11 protein-coding genes and 1 pseudogene are annotated in these 19,267 nt (G+C 33.5%); 8 read left to right on the top strand and 4 right to left on the bottom strand.

Annotated elements, in window-relative coordinates:
- Positions 1 to 102: 102 nt before the first annotated feature.
- The 3 genes from JVV30_RS06810 to JVV30_RS06820 all read left to right on the top strand — a co-directional run bounded on the left by JVV30_RS06810 (position 103) and on the right by JVV30_RS06820 (position 3,134).
- Positions 103 to 708, top strand: coding sequence for a stage II sporulation protein M (locus JVV30_RS06810; protein WP_204193840.1), 606 nt, complete (start codon positions 103 to 105; stop codon positions 706 to 708).
- 72 nt (positions 709 to 780) lie between these two features.
- Positions 781 to 1,035: an FtsX-like permease family protein gene (locus tag JVV30_RS06815; protein WP_204193842.1), complete on the top strand. Its 255-nt coding sequence runs from the start codon at positions 781 to 783 to the stop codon at positions 1,033 to 1,035.
- 203 nt (positions 1,036 to 1,238) lie between these two features.
- Positions 1,239 to 3,134: a P-loop NTPase fold protein gene (locus JVV30_RS06820; protein ID WP_210126305.1), complete on the top strand. Its 1,896-nt coding sequence runs from the start codon at positions 1,239 to 1,241 to the stop codon at positions 3,132 to 3,134.
- A 116-nt stretch (positions 3,135 to 3,250) separates the two neighbouring features.
- On the opposite strand, the gene JVV30_RS06825 is transcribed toward JVV30_RS06820, so the two are convergent.
- From JVV30_RS06825 to JVV30_RS06835, 3 genes are all read right to left on the bottom strand, one after another.
- Positions 3,251 to 4,402, bottom strand: coding sequence for a restriction endonuclease subunit S (locus JVV30_RS06825; protein ID WP_204193845.1), 1,152 nt, complete (start codon positions 4,400 to 4,402; stop codon positions 3,251 to 3,253).
- On the bottom strand, positions 4,395 to 5,951 hold the full coding sequence (locus tag JVV30_RS06830) for a type I restriction-modification system subunit M (protein ID WP_204193847.1): 1,557 nt from the start codon (positions 5,949 to 5,951) through the stop codon (positions 4,395 to 4,397). Before JVV30_RS06830 ends, JVV30_RS06825 begins: the two co-directional genes overlap by 8 nt.
- Positions 5,952 to 6,071: 120 nt before the next feature.
- Positions 6,072 to 8,858: a type I restriction endonuclease subunit R gene (locus JVV30_RS06835; RefSeq protein WP_204193849.1), complete on the bottom strand. Its 2,787-nt coding sequence runs from the start codon at positions 8,856 to 8,858 to the stop codon at positions 6,072 to 6,074.
- Positions 8,859 to 9,318: 460 nt separating this feature from the next.
- On the opposite strand from JVV30_RS06835, the gene JVV30_RS06840 reads away from it, so the two are divergent.
- Together JVV30_RS06840 and JVV30_RS06845 are read left to right on the top strand one after the other, a co-directional pair.
- A complete protein-coding gene (locus JVV30_RS06840) occupies positions 9,319 to 11,466 on the top strand; it encodes a hypothetical protein (RefSeq protein ID WP_204193851.1) in 2,148 nt (715 codons plus the stop codon).
- Positions 11,467 to 11,571: 105 nt separating this feature from the next.
- Entirely contained in the window at positions 11,572 to 14,688 is a 3,117-nt protein-coding gene (locus JVV30_RS06845; RefSeq protein ID WP_204193852.1) for a choice-of-anchor I family protein, read from the top strand.
- A gap of 346 nt (positions 14,689 to 15,034) precedes the next feature.
- Here JVV30_RS06845 and JVV30_RS06850 read toward each other — a convergent pair.
- Positions 15,035 to 15,166: pseudogene (locus tag JVV30_RS06850) on the bottom strand (IS110 family transposase); the annotation flags it as partial.
- A gap of 631 nt (positions 15,167 to 15,797) precedes the next feature.
- Here JVV30_RS06850 and JVV30_RS06855 point away from each other — a divergent pair.
- The 3 genes from JVV30_RS06855 (at position 15,798) to arcC (ending at position 19,102) form a co-directional block, all read left to right on the top strand.
- A complete protein-coding gene (locus JVV30_RS06855) occupies positions 15,798 to 16,829 on the top strand; it encodes a PTS sugar transporter subunit IIC (RefSeq protein ID WP_053030083.1) in 1,032 nt (343 codons plus the stop codon).
- 326 nt (positions 16,830 to 17,155) lie between these two features.
- Complete coding sequence (gene argF / locus JVV30_RS06860; protein WP_204193853.1) at positions 17,156 to 18,154, top strand: ornithine carbamoyltransferase; 999 nt, start codon at positions 17,156 to 17,158, stop codon at positions 18,152 to 18,154.
- Between the two features lie 18 nt (positions 18,155 to 18,172).
- Positions 18,173 to 19,102, top strand: a complete 930-nt coding sequence (gene arcC / locus JVV30_RS06865) for a carbamate kinase (protein ID WP_053030081.1) — start codon at positions 18,173 to 18,175, stop codon at positions 19,100 to 19,102.
- Positions 19,103 to 19,267 lie beyond the last annotated feature (165 nt).

Raw genomic sequence — 19,267 nt, forward strand, 5'->3', positions numbered from 1 at the left:
TTCAGTCAGCTACTGCGAATTTGCAAAATAGCATCATCATATTATTTATGTACCAGGCTCATGTTATGTTTGTTAGTATAAGAGATGAAAGAGAGGTTGCTTATGCTAAAATCAATTGATTTGGACATAATTAAACGTGCTGTAAAAATCTTTGTAGTTGCTACCATTTGTTTAATCATTACCACGATATTCTGTTACTTTGTACATCCGTCATTGAATGAACTAAAAAATATGGGAAATGCGAGTGAAAAAATTGGCAACACGAAAGGACTCGAAAAAGTTTGGAAGTATATCGTTAATAACGGCTTTCAAGTGCCACTACAAATGTTTATCTTAGCCTTACTACCTATACCTTATCTTTATTTGGTTAATTTAGTGGTTACCATTCTTATGCCTGGCATAATGTTTGGTTTTGTTCTGAGTTTTGATTTACATAAAGGCTTGATAGGATGTATTGCATTTATTCCGCATTATACATTTGAAGTCATGGGCTTTTGCATTTTAGCAAGTGCATTGTATATGTTGAATAAAGCCATCACACGCCGCTTTACCAATCTCTTCAGGAAAAATAAAAAAGAAAACTACGCGATAAAAGTTAACTTAATCAACGTAATCAAATCCTATGTATTGATCGCATTACCCTTAATCATCATCGCAGCATTTTTAGAAACATACGTAGCTAATTTTATATTTGAATTGATGACGTAAAAGGTATACATATAATAGCCCAATGAACTACATTACGAGATCATTGGGCTTTTTCTATAAAAGGAGACCACCATGTACATTTACCGCGAGACAATCTTATTAACTATTGTAGGTATTTTAGTCGGCTTCATAGGTGGTTATTACCTACACCAATTCATCATGAGCACATTGCCACCAAACAACGCCATGGCAGACATGACACTCTACTGGACCAACTTTGGCCTATCAACCGTGTTAACACTCGTCTTCGCTTTCATCGTCATGCTCATCATGGCACGTAAAATAAGCAAAACAGACATGCTAAGTGCGTTGAATTCGGTGGAATAGAATAAATTATCAAATTAAATGAAAAGGATGTTTCTATATAATTAGTTATAGAAATATTCTTTTTTTAATGGTTAAATAAAAATTAAATAATAAAGTTTTTAAGAAAGGACGAGTTTATAATTCTAGAAGATTTCGAAATAAAAAATAAAAATGATGATGAATTAAAACTAGATAACGATGTAAAAAACTTTGTAGATAAATATATAAATAGCAATTATAAAGGAACAGTACTGTTAAATGGTAGATGGGGAATAGGAAAAAGTAGTTTTATTAATTTAGTTGAAAATAACTTACTGGAAAATGAAAGCAATAAATTATCTAAAAGAAAGTTTATAAGATTAAATTTTTGGGACAATGTAAATATGGAAAGTTTTTATTCCTATGTATATTTACAAGCATGCCCAATAAAATTTTGGGTGATTAAATTTTTACCACTAGCTTTGGTGGTTGTTCTTGCAACCTTTCAATATATAGTATCTCTTTGGAAAAATATTAGCCCATTTAATACTGTAAATATCTTAATGTGGTTAATTGCCTTTTTAATTAGTAGTATTCTTACGTTTGTAAAAGATAAACTTTCGATAGAAAAAATATTTCAATATTTATGTCGGGGATTTATAAAAAAACGTGTACCTATATTTATTATTGATGATTTTGATAGAATAGATAATCAAAATAGGCAGATTTTATATAGTTATATTTCAAGCATAAATATATTTGAAAATTCTTTGATTATTGTACTTGGAGATTATGAAAGAATAATTGCTGATATCGATGATTTATTTGTTCAAAAAATATTGAATAACATTCAATATATGCCAGATAAAACAGATTCTTTTAATGTTTGGAATTTTGTAAATAATGAGATAGAGAAAATAGTTCCAATTGAAAAGTATAATTCAGACAATACTTTAATTATGAATATAGTTAGAGATATATTCATAAATGAAAAGAGGACATTTCGAGAAGCTAAACAATTACTTAATTTATTTAAATATCATTATGAAGAGAGAAGTAATACTAATATAAATTATAGCGAATTATTGGCTATTAGTTATATATATCAATTCCATCAAGTAGAATATAATTTTATAAAAGAAAATTTAGATATAATATATAGTAATGATTTAGAATTAGAAGAAACATACGTAAAAAGAGACAATAAAATTTTAATTCAAAATGTATTTGAAAAGAATCGACTGAAAAGTGATTATAAATTCACGTCCTTTGTGTATAATCTTTTTCATAATGAGAATTATACAGAGCTCAATTATCCATCAATATCTAAACAAATAAATTTTGTTATTTATAAAATAGAAAGCAATCAAACCTCAATAATAACAAATGAATTTGTTCATAATTTTATAATTTCTGATATTGATGAATCAATACAAATTGTAAATGAGAATAATGATGAATTAGAAAGGTTTTATTATTTTTTAAGTGATAGTTTTTTAGACCAAAATGTGGTTAAAGATAGAAATTTATATACTAATTTAATGGGAAAAATGGCCTATCTCTCTGAAAATGATTATAATAAAAAATTTAGATATGCTGATTCGTTAATTTACAAATTAATTACTAATCTAAGAGTGAAGTTTGAAATGGAACCAGATAAACAATATTCAGATATCATAAAAGTTAATAATAATATAGATGTTTCACAAAAGTTAGACTTACTACCTAAATTTGTGCCTGCTAGATCGGACGAACTGCAAGAGAAACAAATAAAGTTAGTAGTTGAAACACTTGAATTTAATTCTATAGATATTAAAAACTGTTCAAAACCTAACATAGTTTTTTATTTATATACTTATTATTATGAATATATATCAAAGCATATAAATATTGATACAGATTTATTTGAAATTTTTGAATTTAATAATGAAGAATTAGCTGGTTATATTAATAAAAATTTTGTGAGAATAAGTTTAAGAAGTGACGGCAAGAAAAGAGAAATTAGATTATATGAAATATGCTTTAATGACGAATTTAAGAAAATGTTTATAAGTAAAATAGATGAATTAAAAAACAAGAATAAACTAGATGAAGATATAATACTGAGCACTAAAAAATTATCTTTATCTGAATATATGTAATCATCACGGTGAAAAATTATTTTACCAAGTTGAATATAAAAAGTTAGCTTTTAAATATGTGGCTAACTTTTTATATTTTTGGGAATTTTAGTTAACATAATAGGACTTTATCAGAATTACACAAACATCTTCTGTAAGAGTCCTTGTTTGCGTTGTTTTAATAATTCGACTTTTGAAGACTGTTTTTCAATTAGATAATCTAATCTCTCTAAAAAATTTCCTATTTTCACTTGTTCTTTAATTGATGGCACACTGATTATAAAATTTGAAAGCACTGTTTTAGTAATTGTTTTAATAGTACCTCCAGGAGCTTTTTCTTTTTCCTTTAAAAATAGTAAATAAAGAGCATATTTAAAATAGTTCTTGTTGATATCTATTTTAAAAGAGTTAATTAGTAACAACGTCCTATCAATATATGCGTCATATTGTAAAATAGCTACACGCCCTATACTTCCTTGTAAAGTGACTACAACATCACCTTTATATCCTTTAACACTCTTCGGTTTTGCTAAGTCACTAATTCTTTGTTTCGTTTGTTCATGTAATTTCATATTTTTATCCACATCAACAACTTGAACAAATGGTTCGCCATTTAATTCATCATACCACTCTTTATTTCCATAAGGTTGTGGGAATGAACCTCTTCTATAATATGCTATCTTATCTAATTTCTTCATTTCCCAATTAGAATAATAACATCCATTATCATCTTTAAATCTTAATTCCTGTGAGAATATTTTTTGTATATATCCTTTTTTCTGTTCTTCAAGCAACTCAAGTTTCTCTTCTTCTAACTCAATCTGGCGATCGAGTTTGCTAAAAAATTTGCCGATTTTAATTTGTTCTAAAGTGGGAGGTATTTTACATTTAACTTTATTTATAGTTACTTTACTCAAACTAGGAACACCAGTGGATTCATCATATTTTTTCCAATTTATTTTTTTAAATAAGCTTAATATAAAATATAAATTATTTTTATTTAAGGGAGTGCAATAAAATAACGTGTCTACAGTCCAAAATGGACCTTTTAATAAGAATGGTTTATTGATAGTACCTTTTCGTCCAATTCCTATAGCATCATTTTCATATAAATAATTAGAAACACTTAGCATGTAACCTCCTGTTCCATAAACTGGATATGTACCTGAGTTTAGATGTTTGTAGTCTTTTCCTGAATTAACTTTGATTACATCTTGAAGTTGATAGTCTTTCCACTCATCATCAAACTCTGGAAATCTGAGTTCTGGAGTATTTTGTGGTTCAGTCATGTTTTAACACTCCTAGTTCTTTGAGGTATTCGTTGATTTCTGATTCTATCTCAGCGATTTCTTTATCGATGTCTGCGAGTTGTTGTTGGACTTGGTCTAGATCGATTGGTTCTTCTTCTTCAAATGTGTCAACGTATCTTGGAATATTGAGATTATAGTCGTTTTCTTTAATTTCTTCTAAAGTTGCTATGTAGCTGTATTTATCAATGGTTTCTCTATTGCGGTAGGTTTCAACGATTTTGTTGACGTCTTCATCGGTAAGATGGTTTTGGTTTTTACCTTTTTCAAAAGATTGAGAAGCATCAATAAACACAACGTCGTCATTTGCTTCACGACATTTCTTAAATACAAGAATGCTTGTTGGAATACTTGTACCGAAGAATAGGTTAGCTGGCAAACCAATAACGGCATCTAAGTAATTCTTCTCTTCAATTAAATATTTACGAATGGTACCTTCTGCTGCACCACGGAATAATACACCATGCGGTAAGACTACGGCCATAGTGCCATTGTCATCTAAGTGGTAAATCATATGTTGAATGAAAGCGAAATCGGCTTTAGATTTAGGCGCAAGTTTACCATAGTTACTGAAACGTTCATCATCTAAGAATGATGGATCAGCACTCCATTTCGCGCTGTATGGTGGGTTAGCCACAACGGCATCAAAGCGTTCTTCATGAACGGCAGGACTTTCAAGCGTATCGTCATTCTCAATTTGGAAACGTTTGTAGTTTACGTCATGTAATAACATGTTCATTCGAGCTAGGTTGTATGTCGTACTATTGTATTCTTGACCATAGTATTGACGCACTTTAGCTTCTGCACCAACACGAAGGAGTAAGGAACCAGATACACACGTAGGGTCGTAAACGCTTTTTAAGTCTTGCTTTCCTGTTGTAACAATTTTAGCTAAGATTGTAGATACTTGTTGAGGTGTATAGAACTCACCAGCTTTTTTACCTGCACTCGCTGCGAATTGGCCGATTAAGTATTCATAGGCATCACCAAGCATGTCGATTTCAAGGTCACTATGTACGAATGGTAGTGTTGAAATTTGAACCATTACTTTTGAGATGAGTTGTGTACGTTTTGCGTTTGTATTACCTAGACGGCTTGATGTTAAATCCATGTCATCGAAGAGGTGGATAAAGTCATCTTCACTTTCGTGACCACGTGTAGAGTTTTCAACGTTTTTCACGGCATTGCTTAAATCTTCAATTTGAAATGTTTGTTTTTCAATTTCTTTAATTAAATTACTAAATAAGTATTGAGGTTCAATGACAAAACCAATACGTGCGATTAATTCTTTCTCAACGATAGGTTTATAGGTATCATTATTCATTGCTTCTTCATATGAGATACCATCTTCTTTAAGCAAGTCTGAAGCGATTTCTTCATTCTTCTCACTTAAGAAACGATAGAAGATTAAGCCTAAGATATAGTTTTTGAATTCATTTGCGTCCATGTTTCCGCGTAAGTCATTGGCGATGGACCATAACTTTCTCTGCAGATCAGCTTGTTGTTGACGTTGTTTTTCTGTCGTTGACACTGATGTTTCCCCCTTAATAAAAATAGTTATATTGTTTGATATATTGTTTTCTTTTTTATATGTTATTTCTTATTTTAAATCACAAATTAAAATAAGTTAAGCGGGAAACCGCCTAACTTATCAGTTAGCTGCGCCATATTTTTCACTTGTCTCTTGAACGAAGGATTTGACGTTTTCAATCTTCCGGGTACGTACCAGTAAGCCACCTGTAATACCTTGTTCAACAACTGTATTATCCAATTGTCCGCTGAATTCATATTCATTAATGACTTCTTTAAGTAGTTCGACTGGATATTCTTTAGAGTCTGCGAAGTCTTGAATTTCTTTTTCTTTGACCTTTTCTTCGAAATTAAAGTAAGCATCTTCAACAACGGCATCTTCATCTAATTGAGGAATGACTTTATCTAAGAACTCTCTAATTAATTCGGCTTTGAGTCGAAGTTTATCGTCGTCAGCTTTATCTAATAATTGTTTAATTTGATTACGCACGCGCTCAGTTTGTTTTTTATCAGTTAAGTCGATATTGTTAAGAAGGTCTAAGATGTATTGAACATTGATTAAATCATTTCTAAGGACTTCAATTTTAAAGTCAATATCTTCTAAAACAGATGTCTTTTCAGTAGTATTGGTTGCTTTGACTTGATCATAAATATTGAGATATTTACTCTTATAATCTTCGTACGTTTGTTCATCAATACCTACCACATCTGTTGTGAAATAGAATTCGTCGAATGTTTTAAGTCGTTGCATAATACTCGCTAGGGCACGATAAATCATCACAAATTGATACTTGTCTTCTTCACGCTCTAAGTCATCTACACTATCTGGCGTTGGGGCAAGTTTGAATAATTGTTCTAACTCTGACTTGAATTGTGACAATATGACATCAAATGATGGACTTAATACGGTATCTGTATCGTTTGTTTGTGAAAAGAGCTCAATGGCTCTATCTGTACTGTCTTTCAAATTTCGATAACAAACGATATTACCATAAGGCTTTGTTTCTTTCTCAACACGATTTGTACGTGAGTAGGCCTGGATTAAACCATGATATTTCAAGTTGCGATCCACATATAGCGTATTTAACTTCTTACTATCGAAACCAGTTAGGAACATATCGACGACAATAAGGATATCAAGACGTTCGGCTGGGTTACCTTGTTTCACACGTTTAGAAATGTCATTAAAGAACCCATCGAATGAATCGAGTGAATAATTCTTGTCGAAGGTTGCGTTATAGTCTTTCATTATTTCGGCAAGTTCATCTTTAGTATGCTTATTATCCGTCTGTTGTTTACTATCTTCATTCGCTCCGTAAGTAAAGATGGTAGAAACATTTAAATCATGTTTGCCTTCTTCTTTGAGTTGTTTGAAGATTTTGTAGTATTTAATTGCCATCGGTATACTTTGTACAGTGAAGATGGAAGTATACATTTGATTACGCGTCTTCTTATGATGATTATCAATCATATGTTGAGCTACTAATTTAAGACGGTCGTCAGCCATCCACAATTCATTTTCATCGATATTAGCGACATAAGTATCGTCCATCTCGTGTAATTCCCGCGCAAATGTACTGATATATTCCACTGAGAAACCAAGTACGTTGCCATCACGAATCGCATCTTTGATGAGGTAGGTGTGTAAACACTTTTCAAAAATATCTGCAGTCGCACGCCCATCTTGACTTGAATTCTCTTCAAAGCGAGGCGTACCAGTGAAACCGAAATATTGAGCGTTAAGGAAATGTTGTCTAATAAGACGATGCATTTCGCCAAATTGCGTGCGATGACATTCGTCTATGATGAAGACGACTTTATCTTCCTTATATTTATCCATCACTTTAGCACCAGTCTTAACCGCATTGGACATCTTCTGAATCGTAGTAACAATAAGTTTCTGATAAGGATCATCAAGCTGCTTCAAAAGTTTATGTGTATTAACTGTTAAATCAACTGAATCCATTTGGAATTTATTGAATTCGGCGAGTGTTTGACTGTCTAAGTCTTTACGGTCTACAAGGAAGATGACCTTCTTAATGCCAGGATCTCTAGATAGAATTTGACTCGTTTTAAATGATGTCAGTGTCTTACCACTACCAGTTGTATGCCAAATGTAGCCATTATTATTTGTTTCGGTAGCACGATTAATGAGTGCTTCCACTGCGTATACCTGATAGGGACGAAGCGCCATTAAAAGTTTATCAGTTTCGTTTGTAATCATATAGCGACTAATTATTTTGGCCACGCGACAACGGTCGAGGAAGTCTTGGATAAATTCTTTTAAATTGTTAATTCGACGATTGTCTTTATCGCTCCAATAGAACATAAAGCTTTTGAATATTTCTTTGTCACTATTTGCGTAATAACGTGTTTCCTTCTTATTACTTACAACAAATAATTGAATGAAGCGGAACAAGCCTCTGTAATTGTGTTTACGGTAACGTTCAATTTGATTAAACGCTTGTGTAATCGCAATACCGCTACGTTTAAGTTCAATTTGAACAAGTGGTAGACCATTAATGAGAATCGTCACGTCATAGCGACCTTTATATTTATCATCGACTGATACTTGATTCGTAACTTGGAATTTGTTTTGACACCAATGTTCCGTATCTAAGAAATATAAGTACACCTTTGACTCGTCATCTCTTTCAAGTGTGTAACTATCACGTAATTGCATTGCACTTTCAAAGACACTCTTGTCACTAATGTCAGTCATCAAACGTGCAAATTCTGTATCAGTGAGTGGTTTATTATTAAGTTTGTCCATATTTCGTTCATTTAAAATTTGACGGAAATTATTAACCAATTGGTCATGATCTCTTAAGATTACTCTTTCATAACCTTGAGATTCTAGTTGCTTAATCACTTCATTCTCTAACGCCAATTCACCTTGATAACTCATAACATCACCCAGAAAATAGTATTTGGTTTAAATATAGCACAAGAGAATGAAGTGTTGTATAAAACATGTAGAAGTAGAGACTTAAAATTTTAATATTGGTGTGAGTTGAGTGGGAATTTAAGCAATTATAAATCACATTTAGATTGATGGTGTAGATATTCTTGATATAAATAGTCTTAGCTTGCAAGTGAATAGGGTTTGGCTAAAAAAGATATTAAAGACAGATAGTTTATTGAGAAATAATATTATTATCAAATCTGAATTAATGAAAATGATTTTTTGCAACTTATTATAGAAATTAAAATAACGTTAAAATATAATAATGAAGTAATTATTAAAAAATATTAAAGGGAGATAAATTATGGGGTTCTTTGGGTTTTTACTTGTTATTGCATTAAGCGTATTGTTATACAAGAAAATGAAATTACCGCTAGCATACTCGATAGTGTGTGGACTAGGAATGATGTTTGCATTATATATCATGTTAATTATTCTATATGCAATAAGCTTTAAAGTTTTGGTCATTCTTCTATTAATCGCTGCTGGAGTAATCTTTTATGTTTATAGAAAGAATATTTCTGATTGGAAGCAAATTAAACCAGTTATTAATGATGTCATTGAATTTTCAAATCAAATTGAAAATCAAGCACTTAATGGAGATATGATTGGCGAAGATATTCCAGTTAATAGAACGGAATATTTTAATATGGGAACGGAAAATAATATTTCTGAAGATGTATTTCCAGTTATATATAATGCAAAACCTGCTAAAAATGAAATGAAATTTATGGAGTATGGATATTTAATTACAACAAATGAAATAGTACTGAATAGACAAATTAGAAACAAAAATTCTGATGATAAAACAGATAAATATACAAATGAAAAAATTAATATACCGTTTCAAAATTTATTTAAGCAGTATCGCATTGGTAAGACATCTTTCTTACTCTACTATAAAGGGCCTAATTTAATTATCAAAGATTTACCAGACACAATTGCGATTAAAATAAACTTTATTATTGAATCTGGTTGGTCAAAGGTAGTAAATGAAGTTTTAAGTAAAAAATTATACACTGAGACAGAAGTTAATGAAGATGAACAAGTAGAGAAATTAGAAAATGTTTTTGAGAAAAATAAGAGAAATGTAAATATTGATAGTTTTTCAACTTCGGCAAGCAATGCTCAATTTTCAAATATTAGCATACAAATGAATGAAGATTTAAATCGTTCTCAAATAAATGCGAGATTTAGTGAGAGTGGGGATGGAGTAAAAGCAAAAGGTTATGGTGTAGTAGGGGAACACGCTGGAACGGCATTTGATAGAATGAAATTTAAAAATGCTGAAGGATTAGGATATGATAATTCTAAGAATGGTGCAGATAGAATAGTTAATGGAAAATTGATTCAAACAAAATATTATAAAAAAGCTTCAAATAGTGTTAATAGTGCCTTTCATAACGTGGATAAACATCAAACGGCTAAGTATACATATGAAATTAATGGTGAAAAAAGAATGATGATTTTAGAAGTCCCTAAAGATCAATATTCTAAAGCGCTTGACGAGATGAAACGAAAAATCAAAGGTGGAGCAGTTCCTAATGAAAACAATCCTGAAAATGCGTATAAATATCTTAAAAAAGGAGCTCTAACTTATAATCAAGCTCATATTGCTCAAACAAGTATATTTGATAGTAAAAAGCATTCCGTTTACTTAGATGCAAATGGTCAAAAACAAACTGCAACTTTAGCTCAAAAACTTAAATATTCGGCAGGGATAGATTTTATACATGGTGCTAGTACAGCAGTGCCAGGTGCAATTGTATCGAGTGTTTGGATTTATTGGACATGTAGAACTAGCGGACTAGATACTAAAGAATCTTTTAAAAAGGCCAGTATTTCATTTGTTAAGCCGATTGCTTATAGTGGGTTTACGTTTATGATTGCTTCACAATTTGCTGGAAGCCAAGCAGGTAAGAAACTTGGAACAACATTAATCAATACTAAAATAGCAAGTAAATTTGCTCAAAACACTTCTAAGAATGCAACTAAGGCGGTTACAGGTGGAACGTTAGTTGCGATAAATGTAGCTGTGATGTTTGGACCTGATGTATATAACGTATTGAGAGGTAGAATTTCGCAAAAACAACTTATTAAAAATACTGTAGCCACAGGAATTGGCTTGTCAGGTGGTATAGCAGGAGGAGCAGCGTTTGGTAGTATGTTTTTCCCAGGCATTGGTACAGTTATAGGAGCAACTATTGGTGGGACTATTTCTACATTTGCGGCGAAAAAAGTAATGGATTCTTTTGTAGAAGATGATGCAGTACAAATGTTAAGAATAGCTAAAGAAGAATTTATTGAAAATGTAATTATGTGTGGTGTTTCCAAAGAAGAATTTGAATATATACTCAATGGAACGTTCTTACATAAGAATTTTAATAAAATGCTCAAATTAATGTTTGCAGCTGAATCACCAAGAGAATTCATAAGAGAAATATATAATACTTTGTTAATTGAAGTATTTGAGAAAAGACAGGGACCAGACGACTCAGAAATTATAGCACTTATTGAAAGCATATATGATGACAGTCAAGGTGTAGCATAGAGAGTGAATATTTTACCATTTCTTTACTCACTCCCAATAATCCATAAATATTCCTCTTGTAAGATGGTGGTGTATACACTTTTATCTTACAGGGGGATTTTTTTAATGGATAAGAAGCAGTTTGGGAATAAGCGTGAGGCGTATTCGATCCGTAAATATTCAATCGGGGCGGCGTCTATTCTAGTTGGGAGTTTATTATTTATAGGTGGGGGTCAAGCGTATGCTGCGGAAAGTCATGAGGTGAACACTTCTGAAAAGGTTTCAACGGAACAAACGCAATCAACCGAGGAACAACCGAGTCATGAAGCCTCAACGCAACGTGTGGAACAACCACAAAACAAAGCGATAGCAACACAAGAAATTCAAACTAAGGAAGAAGCATCTACTGAACAAGTACCGTCTCAAGAAGCGGATACAGAGGAAGATAAAGCGATACATAATGAGAATCAAAGTAGTAATCAAACAGAACAAGTAACTAAAGAAACGACACAACTAAGTAAATCATCTAATGATGTAACAACATCTCAAACACCAACTACACAAGAACAACCTAAAACAGAACAATCACAAGTTCAAGAACAACCTCAACATGAAACCAAAAAAGCATCATCACAAAACAATACGCAAGAAGCACCTACACAAGAAACTAAAAAATCAACGCAACCAGCGACTAACTTCAGACAAACAAAAAAACGTCATACGACACAACAATCTAACCAAAATGCACATTCTGATGTATCTCAAAATGCCGTAACATCAACTGAAAAAGTACGAAACTCAAATGTAGCACGTACGAACGCACACCCTTTTTCAAAAGAAACGCAAATGAATAAAGTAACGGCTACAGAAGAGCGTGATGTCACAGTTGCGGATGTGCCTAAATCACAACTGACGCATATGTCTTCGCAACAAAAGCAAGTGCTCTTCAATGCGTTACAACGTGATGCGAACGCGCAAGATCAACAACCGAAAGCAATCCTTTCTATAACACCTGAATGGACATCGGCACAACGTACAAAGAATGCGTCTCGCACTGGTCAAGATCAATTGAACATCACGCATACAGGACGTTATACAAGTGGTGCGGATTTCGATAAGGGTGGAACCGAAATTGTGAAATACAATCCAAAGAATGGCTATGCGTATTCTGTAAATGGCGATAAAGAAGCATTGGATATTATTGATGTAAAACATCCTGGAAAGGATGGCACTATTAATTTAGTGAAGCGCATTTATCTACAAGACAATGGAATTGAAGCGGGTGATTTAACAAGCGTGACGGTACATCCGAGTGGAGCGTATGTTGCTGTGTCGGCGCCAGCAGTGGATAAGACGAAGCCTGGGCATGTTGTATTTTATGGTTCAAATGGTGAATATATCAATAACGTGACGGTCGGCAGTCTACCGGACATGGTCACTTTCTCTAAAGACGGTAAGTATTTATTAGTAGCCAATGAAGGGGAACCAAGCGACGATTACACCGTCAACCCACCAGGTTCTGTGTCAGTGATTGATGTAACGAATGGTCCTGAAAATGTAACTGCGAAAAATGTGCGTACGGCGATGTTTACGGAAGAACATCAGAAAGGTATTCGAGCTTTAGGACCTAATGCGGAAGATGCCTATTTGAATATTGAACCAGAATATATTGCGGTTGATAGCCAAAGTAAATATGCCTATGTCACGTTACAAGAAGTCAGTGCCATTGCGAAGGTTGATATCGCAAAAGGGCAAATCGTCCAAGTGAAAGGGTTACCGTATAAAGACCATTCACTTGCCCAAAATGCGATGGATACGTCTGATGAAGATGGTAAATCAGAATTGCGACGTGTGCCTGTATTAGGGTTATTGCAGCCAGATGGTATCGATACGTATGACTATAATGGTGAAACCTATTTATTGATCGCAAATGAAGGCGATTCGCAAGATTATGAGGGTTATTCTGAGGAAAAACGTGTGAAGAAATTGAAAGATGATATTCAATTGGATGCACGTTATTATCAAGGCTACACGCAAGCAGAACTAGATGATATGGTGGAGAATGGCTTGTTTGATGACGAACAATTGGGTCGTTTGAAAGTCACGACGTCACATGCGTTCAAAGATGCCAATGGGAAATACAATGCGTTGGTATCATATGGTGGTCGTTCATTCTCTATCTTAAGAGCCTCTGATTTGGAAATGATTTATGACAGTGGTAATGATATTGAGCAACGCGTTTTAGACTTATTGCCTGAACGCTTTAATGCTAATTATGAAGCTGCTGATGACATTAAAGTAGATGACCGTAGTGATGATAAAGGTCCTGAAGCTGAAAATGTGGTAGTTGGTAAGGTAGGTAGTCATTCATATGCCTTTGTCGGTTTAGAACGTGTGGGTGGTATTATGATTTATGATATTACAAACCCAAATGAACCGTATTTTGTGAAATATTTATACGACCCAGATAATAAAGATATTTCACCTGAGGGCATCACGTTTGAAAGTGCTGAAGACAGTCCGAATGGTAAACCAATGTTGATTGCGTCATTTGAGTTATCTGGCACAACATCCGCTTGGGAATTAGAAGATTTAACAGGTGATCAAGAAAGTGATGATGGAGAAGATAGTGATAACCCGGGAAATACTAACGGGGCGTCTAAAGATGATTCAGTTAACCCTGCTCCTGAAAATGAAGCACCAAATACAAACCATGACGTAGATAATGGCGAACATCCTAATAACGGAAACGATACTTCAAGTATCGAAGAAGGCAATCATGCTTCTGATGATAATAATGGAAATGATGAGGGCTTAGAACCACCTTATGAAGTCGGTGGTGACATTGATGAAGATGATAGTGACGCGATTATCTCAAATCAAGAAGATAACAATGCACAGTCACATAAAGAAGTAGAGAATAAAGGTACCTCTCACAATATGAATCATAGTGTCCATAACAATTATCAAGAAGAAAGCAGTGATCAACAAACAACAAAATCTAAAAATCATAACTTGAGTGTGATAAGTACTCAATCTCCAAGTCATCATGAAGTGATAACTAACCATGCAAGTGAAGTATCTGATAAGGTGAACCATTCAAATACTTTGAGTGACAACGTAACAAAGGCACTACCAAAGTCAGGTCAAACTGATACAAACACAACGTTATGGTCAGTACTTTTAGGAGGCCTAGGCCTTGCATTAATTAAAAAACGCAAAACGTCAAAATCTGAGAAATAATGCTTCAGAGAGCGAGGCTGGGACATAAATAATATAATGAAGCTATTTTGCAAGTTCGCAGTAGCTGACTGAACTGAGAAGGCGCTTAAATCAAGCTTTTCTCAGTTCTAGTCATCCTTGCGGGCGGGGCCCCAGCAAAGAGAATTTCATCAAGAAATTCTACAAGCAAAGCAAGTTGGGAGTCGGGGCCNNAAGTTGGGGTTACGACGAATTCAAAAGAATTCTGTCCCTCTCCCTTTCCTACGATTAGTCAAGTACTCATCATTAAAATAAGCATTACTTAACTAAACCGTTCAATTTGAATTTTTTGAATAAGGTGTTAAACTATATTTGATTATATATTTGGCTAATGAGGGGCCATTTGATAATCGTACATTTTCTGGTTCGTTACTAGAAAATGAATTGTTTTTAATAATCGATTTATACATGCGATGACGGCAGTCTTATGAGGTTTCTCATTAGGCTGCTTTCTTAGTTTTTTCACACAACAAAAGCACTTATAGCATTGGGAGAACTATAAGTGCTTCAACGGCCATATTGGCGTTTTGGGAAAATATAAAAATTGGGTTTTTAATAAAATGTACGTAAGGATACATTTTATTGGCATGGGATTACTAGTAATTCATAAATGTACTCAATAATTTAAGGAAGTTTGAGTAATTCAAACTAAATTGAAAAGAAAAGAGCATGTAATTGATCACGTAAAGAATATTACGAATGCAATTAGTCTCCCAAAACAAATACATAAATAATGCATCTACTTTTGATAAATACCCATTCAATTTAAAATAAAACTCTTTTTACAATCAAAAAGGATAAAAATATTAATTTTAGTGAAGATGAAGATATTATCTTTTAGCATACCATGCTATCCTACGATTTCTAAGTTTTTCCATTACAAACCGATACAATTAAATGCGATTTACGTATATATGATTTTGCATAGTATTTATTTTGCTTTTTACATAAAAAATAATAAATTCCGTGGAATATAATTTGTTTTTTTAGTAAAATAGTCACTAAATGAGGATAAAAGATAACTTTAGGGGTTTAAAATAGTTAACTTATATTCTCTTTTTTTATTATCTATAAGGGGATGGAAAAATATTATGGATTTACTTATTGGTACGTTATTCTTAATTTTAGTTCTTATTATTTTTACATTATTTACGTATAAAGCGCCCAATGGTATGCGTGCGATGGGAGCACTAGCAAATGCGGCGATTGCAACGTTCTTAGTCGAAGCATTCAACAAATATGTAGGCGGAGAAGTCTTTGGTATCAAGTTTCTCGAAGAGTTAGGAGATGCTGCGGGAGGCCTTGGTGGCGTTGCTGCAGCAGGATTAACTGCACTTGCGATTGGTGTGTCTCCAGTCTATGCACTAGTGATTGGTGCTGCCTGTGGTGGTATGGATCTCTTACCAGGTTTCTTCGCAGGTTATCTGATTGGTTACGTAATGAAATACACAGAGAAATATGTTCCAGACGGTGTCGATTTAATTGGTTCGGTTGTGATACTTGCGCCACTTGCAAGATTAATTGCAGCTGGCTTAACACCAGTCGTTAATAATACACTCTTGAAAATTGGTGACATTATTCAAAGCAGTACAGACACGAATCCAATCTTTATGGGGATTGTTCTCGGAGGCATCATTACAGTTGTTGGTACAGCGCCATTAAGTTCAATGGCATTAACCGCATTACTTGGATTGACAGGTATACCGATGGCAATCGGGGCAATGGCTGCATTTAGTTCAGCATTTATGAACGGAACATTATTCCACCGTTTAAAACTAGGTGACCGTAAATCAACAATCTCAGTAAGTATTGAACCGTTATCTCAAGCAGATATTGTATCAGCTAACCCAATTCCAATTTACATAACCAACTTCTTCGGTGGTGCTGCAGCAGGTCTAATTATCGCATTATCTGGTATGGTTAATGATGCGACAGGTACAGCGACACCGATTGCAGGTTTCCTTGTCATGTTTGGCTTTAATAATCCAATGACAGTCGTTATATACGGTGTAGTGATGGCTATCGTTGGTGGACTTGCAGGTTGGATTGGTTCACTCGTATTTAAGAAATACCCAATTGTTACTAAACAGGACATGATTAATCGAGGCGCTAAAGACGCATAATATCAAAATAAACCTTCTTTGTACCATTGTGACAAAGAAGGTTTATTTGTATATAAATTTAAAAAATGGAACAAGCTTCGCTAATGAGAAACGAATTACTAAATAAGTTTAGTAATACTATTTTATGTGTAATAATAAAAATATAAAAATTGGAGTAATCTCTTTCATTATAACGCTATAAAATGTAAAAATATCTAAAATCATGTTATTGTAAACATTTTGTCAATTATACATAAATAATTTATAAACTTATTTAAAAAGTGTTGTATTATATTTTGTTATCGCTTACAATACATGTGAAAGATATCACAAAGGAGTTGTACAAGATGCAAAATTTAAGAAATAGAAGTTTTTTAACACTATTAGACTTTTCACAAAAAGAGGTTGAGTTTTTACTAAATCTATCTGAGGATTTAAAACGAGCGAAATACGCTGGTATAGAACAACAAAAGCTTAAAGGTAAAAACATCGCTTTAATCTTTGAAAAAGACTCTACGCGTACACGTTGTGCGTTTGAAACTGCAGCATATGATCAAGGCGCTCACGTGACATATCTTGGACCAACTGGAAGCCAAATGGGTAAAAAAGAATCTGCTAAAGATACTGCTCGTGTATTAGGTGGTATGTATGATGGAATCGAATACCGTGGCTTCTCACAACGTACTGTTGAAGAATTAGCGAAATATTCAGGTGTGCCTGTGTGGAACGGCTTAACAGATGAAGATCATCCTACTCAAGTACTTGCTGACTTCTTAACAGCAAAAGAAGTATTGAAAAAAACATACCACGAAATTAACTTCACATATGTTGGAGACGGACGTAACAACGTTGCAAATGCATTAATGCAAGGTGCAGCAATTATGGGAATGACTTTCCACTTAGTTTGCCCTAAAGAATTAAATCCAACAGATGAATTATTAAATCGTTGTAAAGAAATCGCAGCTAAAAATGGTGGCGAAATCTTAGTAACTGATAACATCGATGAAGGTGTTAAAGGTTCAGACGTTATCTACACAGACGTTTGGGTATCAATGGGTGAACCTGATGAAGTTTGGGAAAAACGTATTAAATTATTAGAACCATATCGTGTAACTAAAGAAATGATGGAAAAAACTGGTAACCCACGTGCAATCTTCGAACACTGCTTACCATCATTCCACGATACTGAAACTAAAATTGGTAAAGAAATTCAAGAAAAATATGGCTTAACTGAAATGGAAGTTGCTGACGAAGTCTTTGAAAGTGAACAATCTGTTGTCTTCCAAGAAGCAGAAAACAGAGCACACACTATTAAAGCTGTGATGGTTGCAACTTTAGGAGAATAATCGAAGGGAGACCTACCTATGTCTAAAATCGTAGTGGCTTTAGGTGGTAACGCTTTAGGACAATCACCTGAAGAGCAATTAGAATTAGTTAAAGGAACAGCTAAATCATTAGTTAGCTTAATCCAAAAAGGTTATGAAGTTGTAATCAGTCATGGTAATGGCCCACAAGTCGGCAGTATTAATTTAGGATTAAATTATGCAGCTGAAAATGGCCAAGGACCAGCGTTCCCATTCCCTGAATGTGGCGCAATGAGTCAAGCTTACATTGGCTATCAACTACAAGAAAGTTTATTAAATGAACTTCATGAATTAGGTATCGATAAACAAGTTGTTACATTAGTAACACAAGTAGAAGTTGCTGGTGATGACCAGGCATTCGATAATCCAACAAAACCAATTGGTCTATTCTATACTAAAGAACAAGCAGATCAAACAATGCAAGAAAAAGGTTATCAATTTGTAGAAGACTCAGGACGTGGTTATCGTCGAGTTGTACCTTCTCCAATGCCAATCAACATTGTAGAATTAGATAGCATTGAAACATTGATTAAACACGGCACACTCGTTATTGCAGCTGGTGGTGGCGGTATCCCAGTTGTTAAAGAAGAAGGTAACTACAAAGGCGTCGATGCTGTTATCGATAAAGATAAAACAAGTGCTTTATTAGCAGCACACTTAAAATCAGATCAATTAATTATCTTAACAGCAGTAGACTATGTTTACATTAACTATGGTAAAGATAATCAAGAAGCTTTAGGTGAAGTAACAGTAGATGAAATGAATAAACACATTGCTGACGGTCAATTTGCAAAAGGCAGTATGTTACCTAAAGTAGAAGCAGCATTACAATTCATCGAGAAAAATCCAGAAGGTAGTGTATTAATCACATCTCTTGAAGACTTAGGAGATGCCTTAGATGGTAAGATTGGTACATTAATTAAAAAGTAATGTTATGTGAATGACTTTTGACATGGTTATAAAATAACACTCAATACATTTTAATAAATAAGTTAAACCTGGGCTTAATGTATGTGATTTACATACTAAGCTCAGGTTTTTTAGTGGTCATGTAAATATTAAAAATCCCCTCACTAAATAACGTAGTGAAGGGAA

The sequence above is a fragment of the Staphylococcus sp. GDY8P47P genome, from assembly GCF_016892225.1.
Taxonomy (GTDB): domain Bacteria; phylum Bacillota; class Bacilli; order Staphylococcales; family Staphylococcaceae; genus Staphylococcus; species Staphylococcus borealis.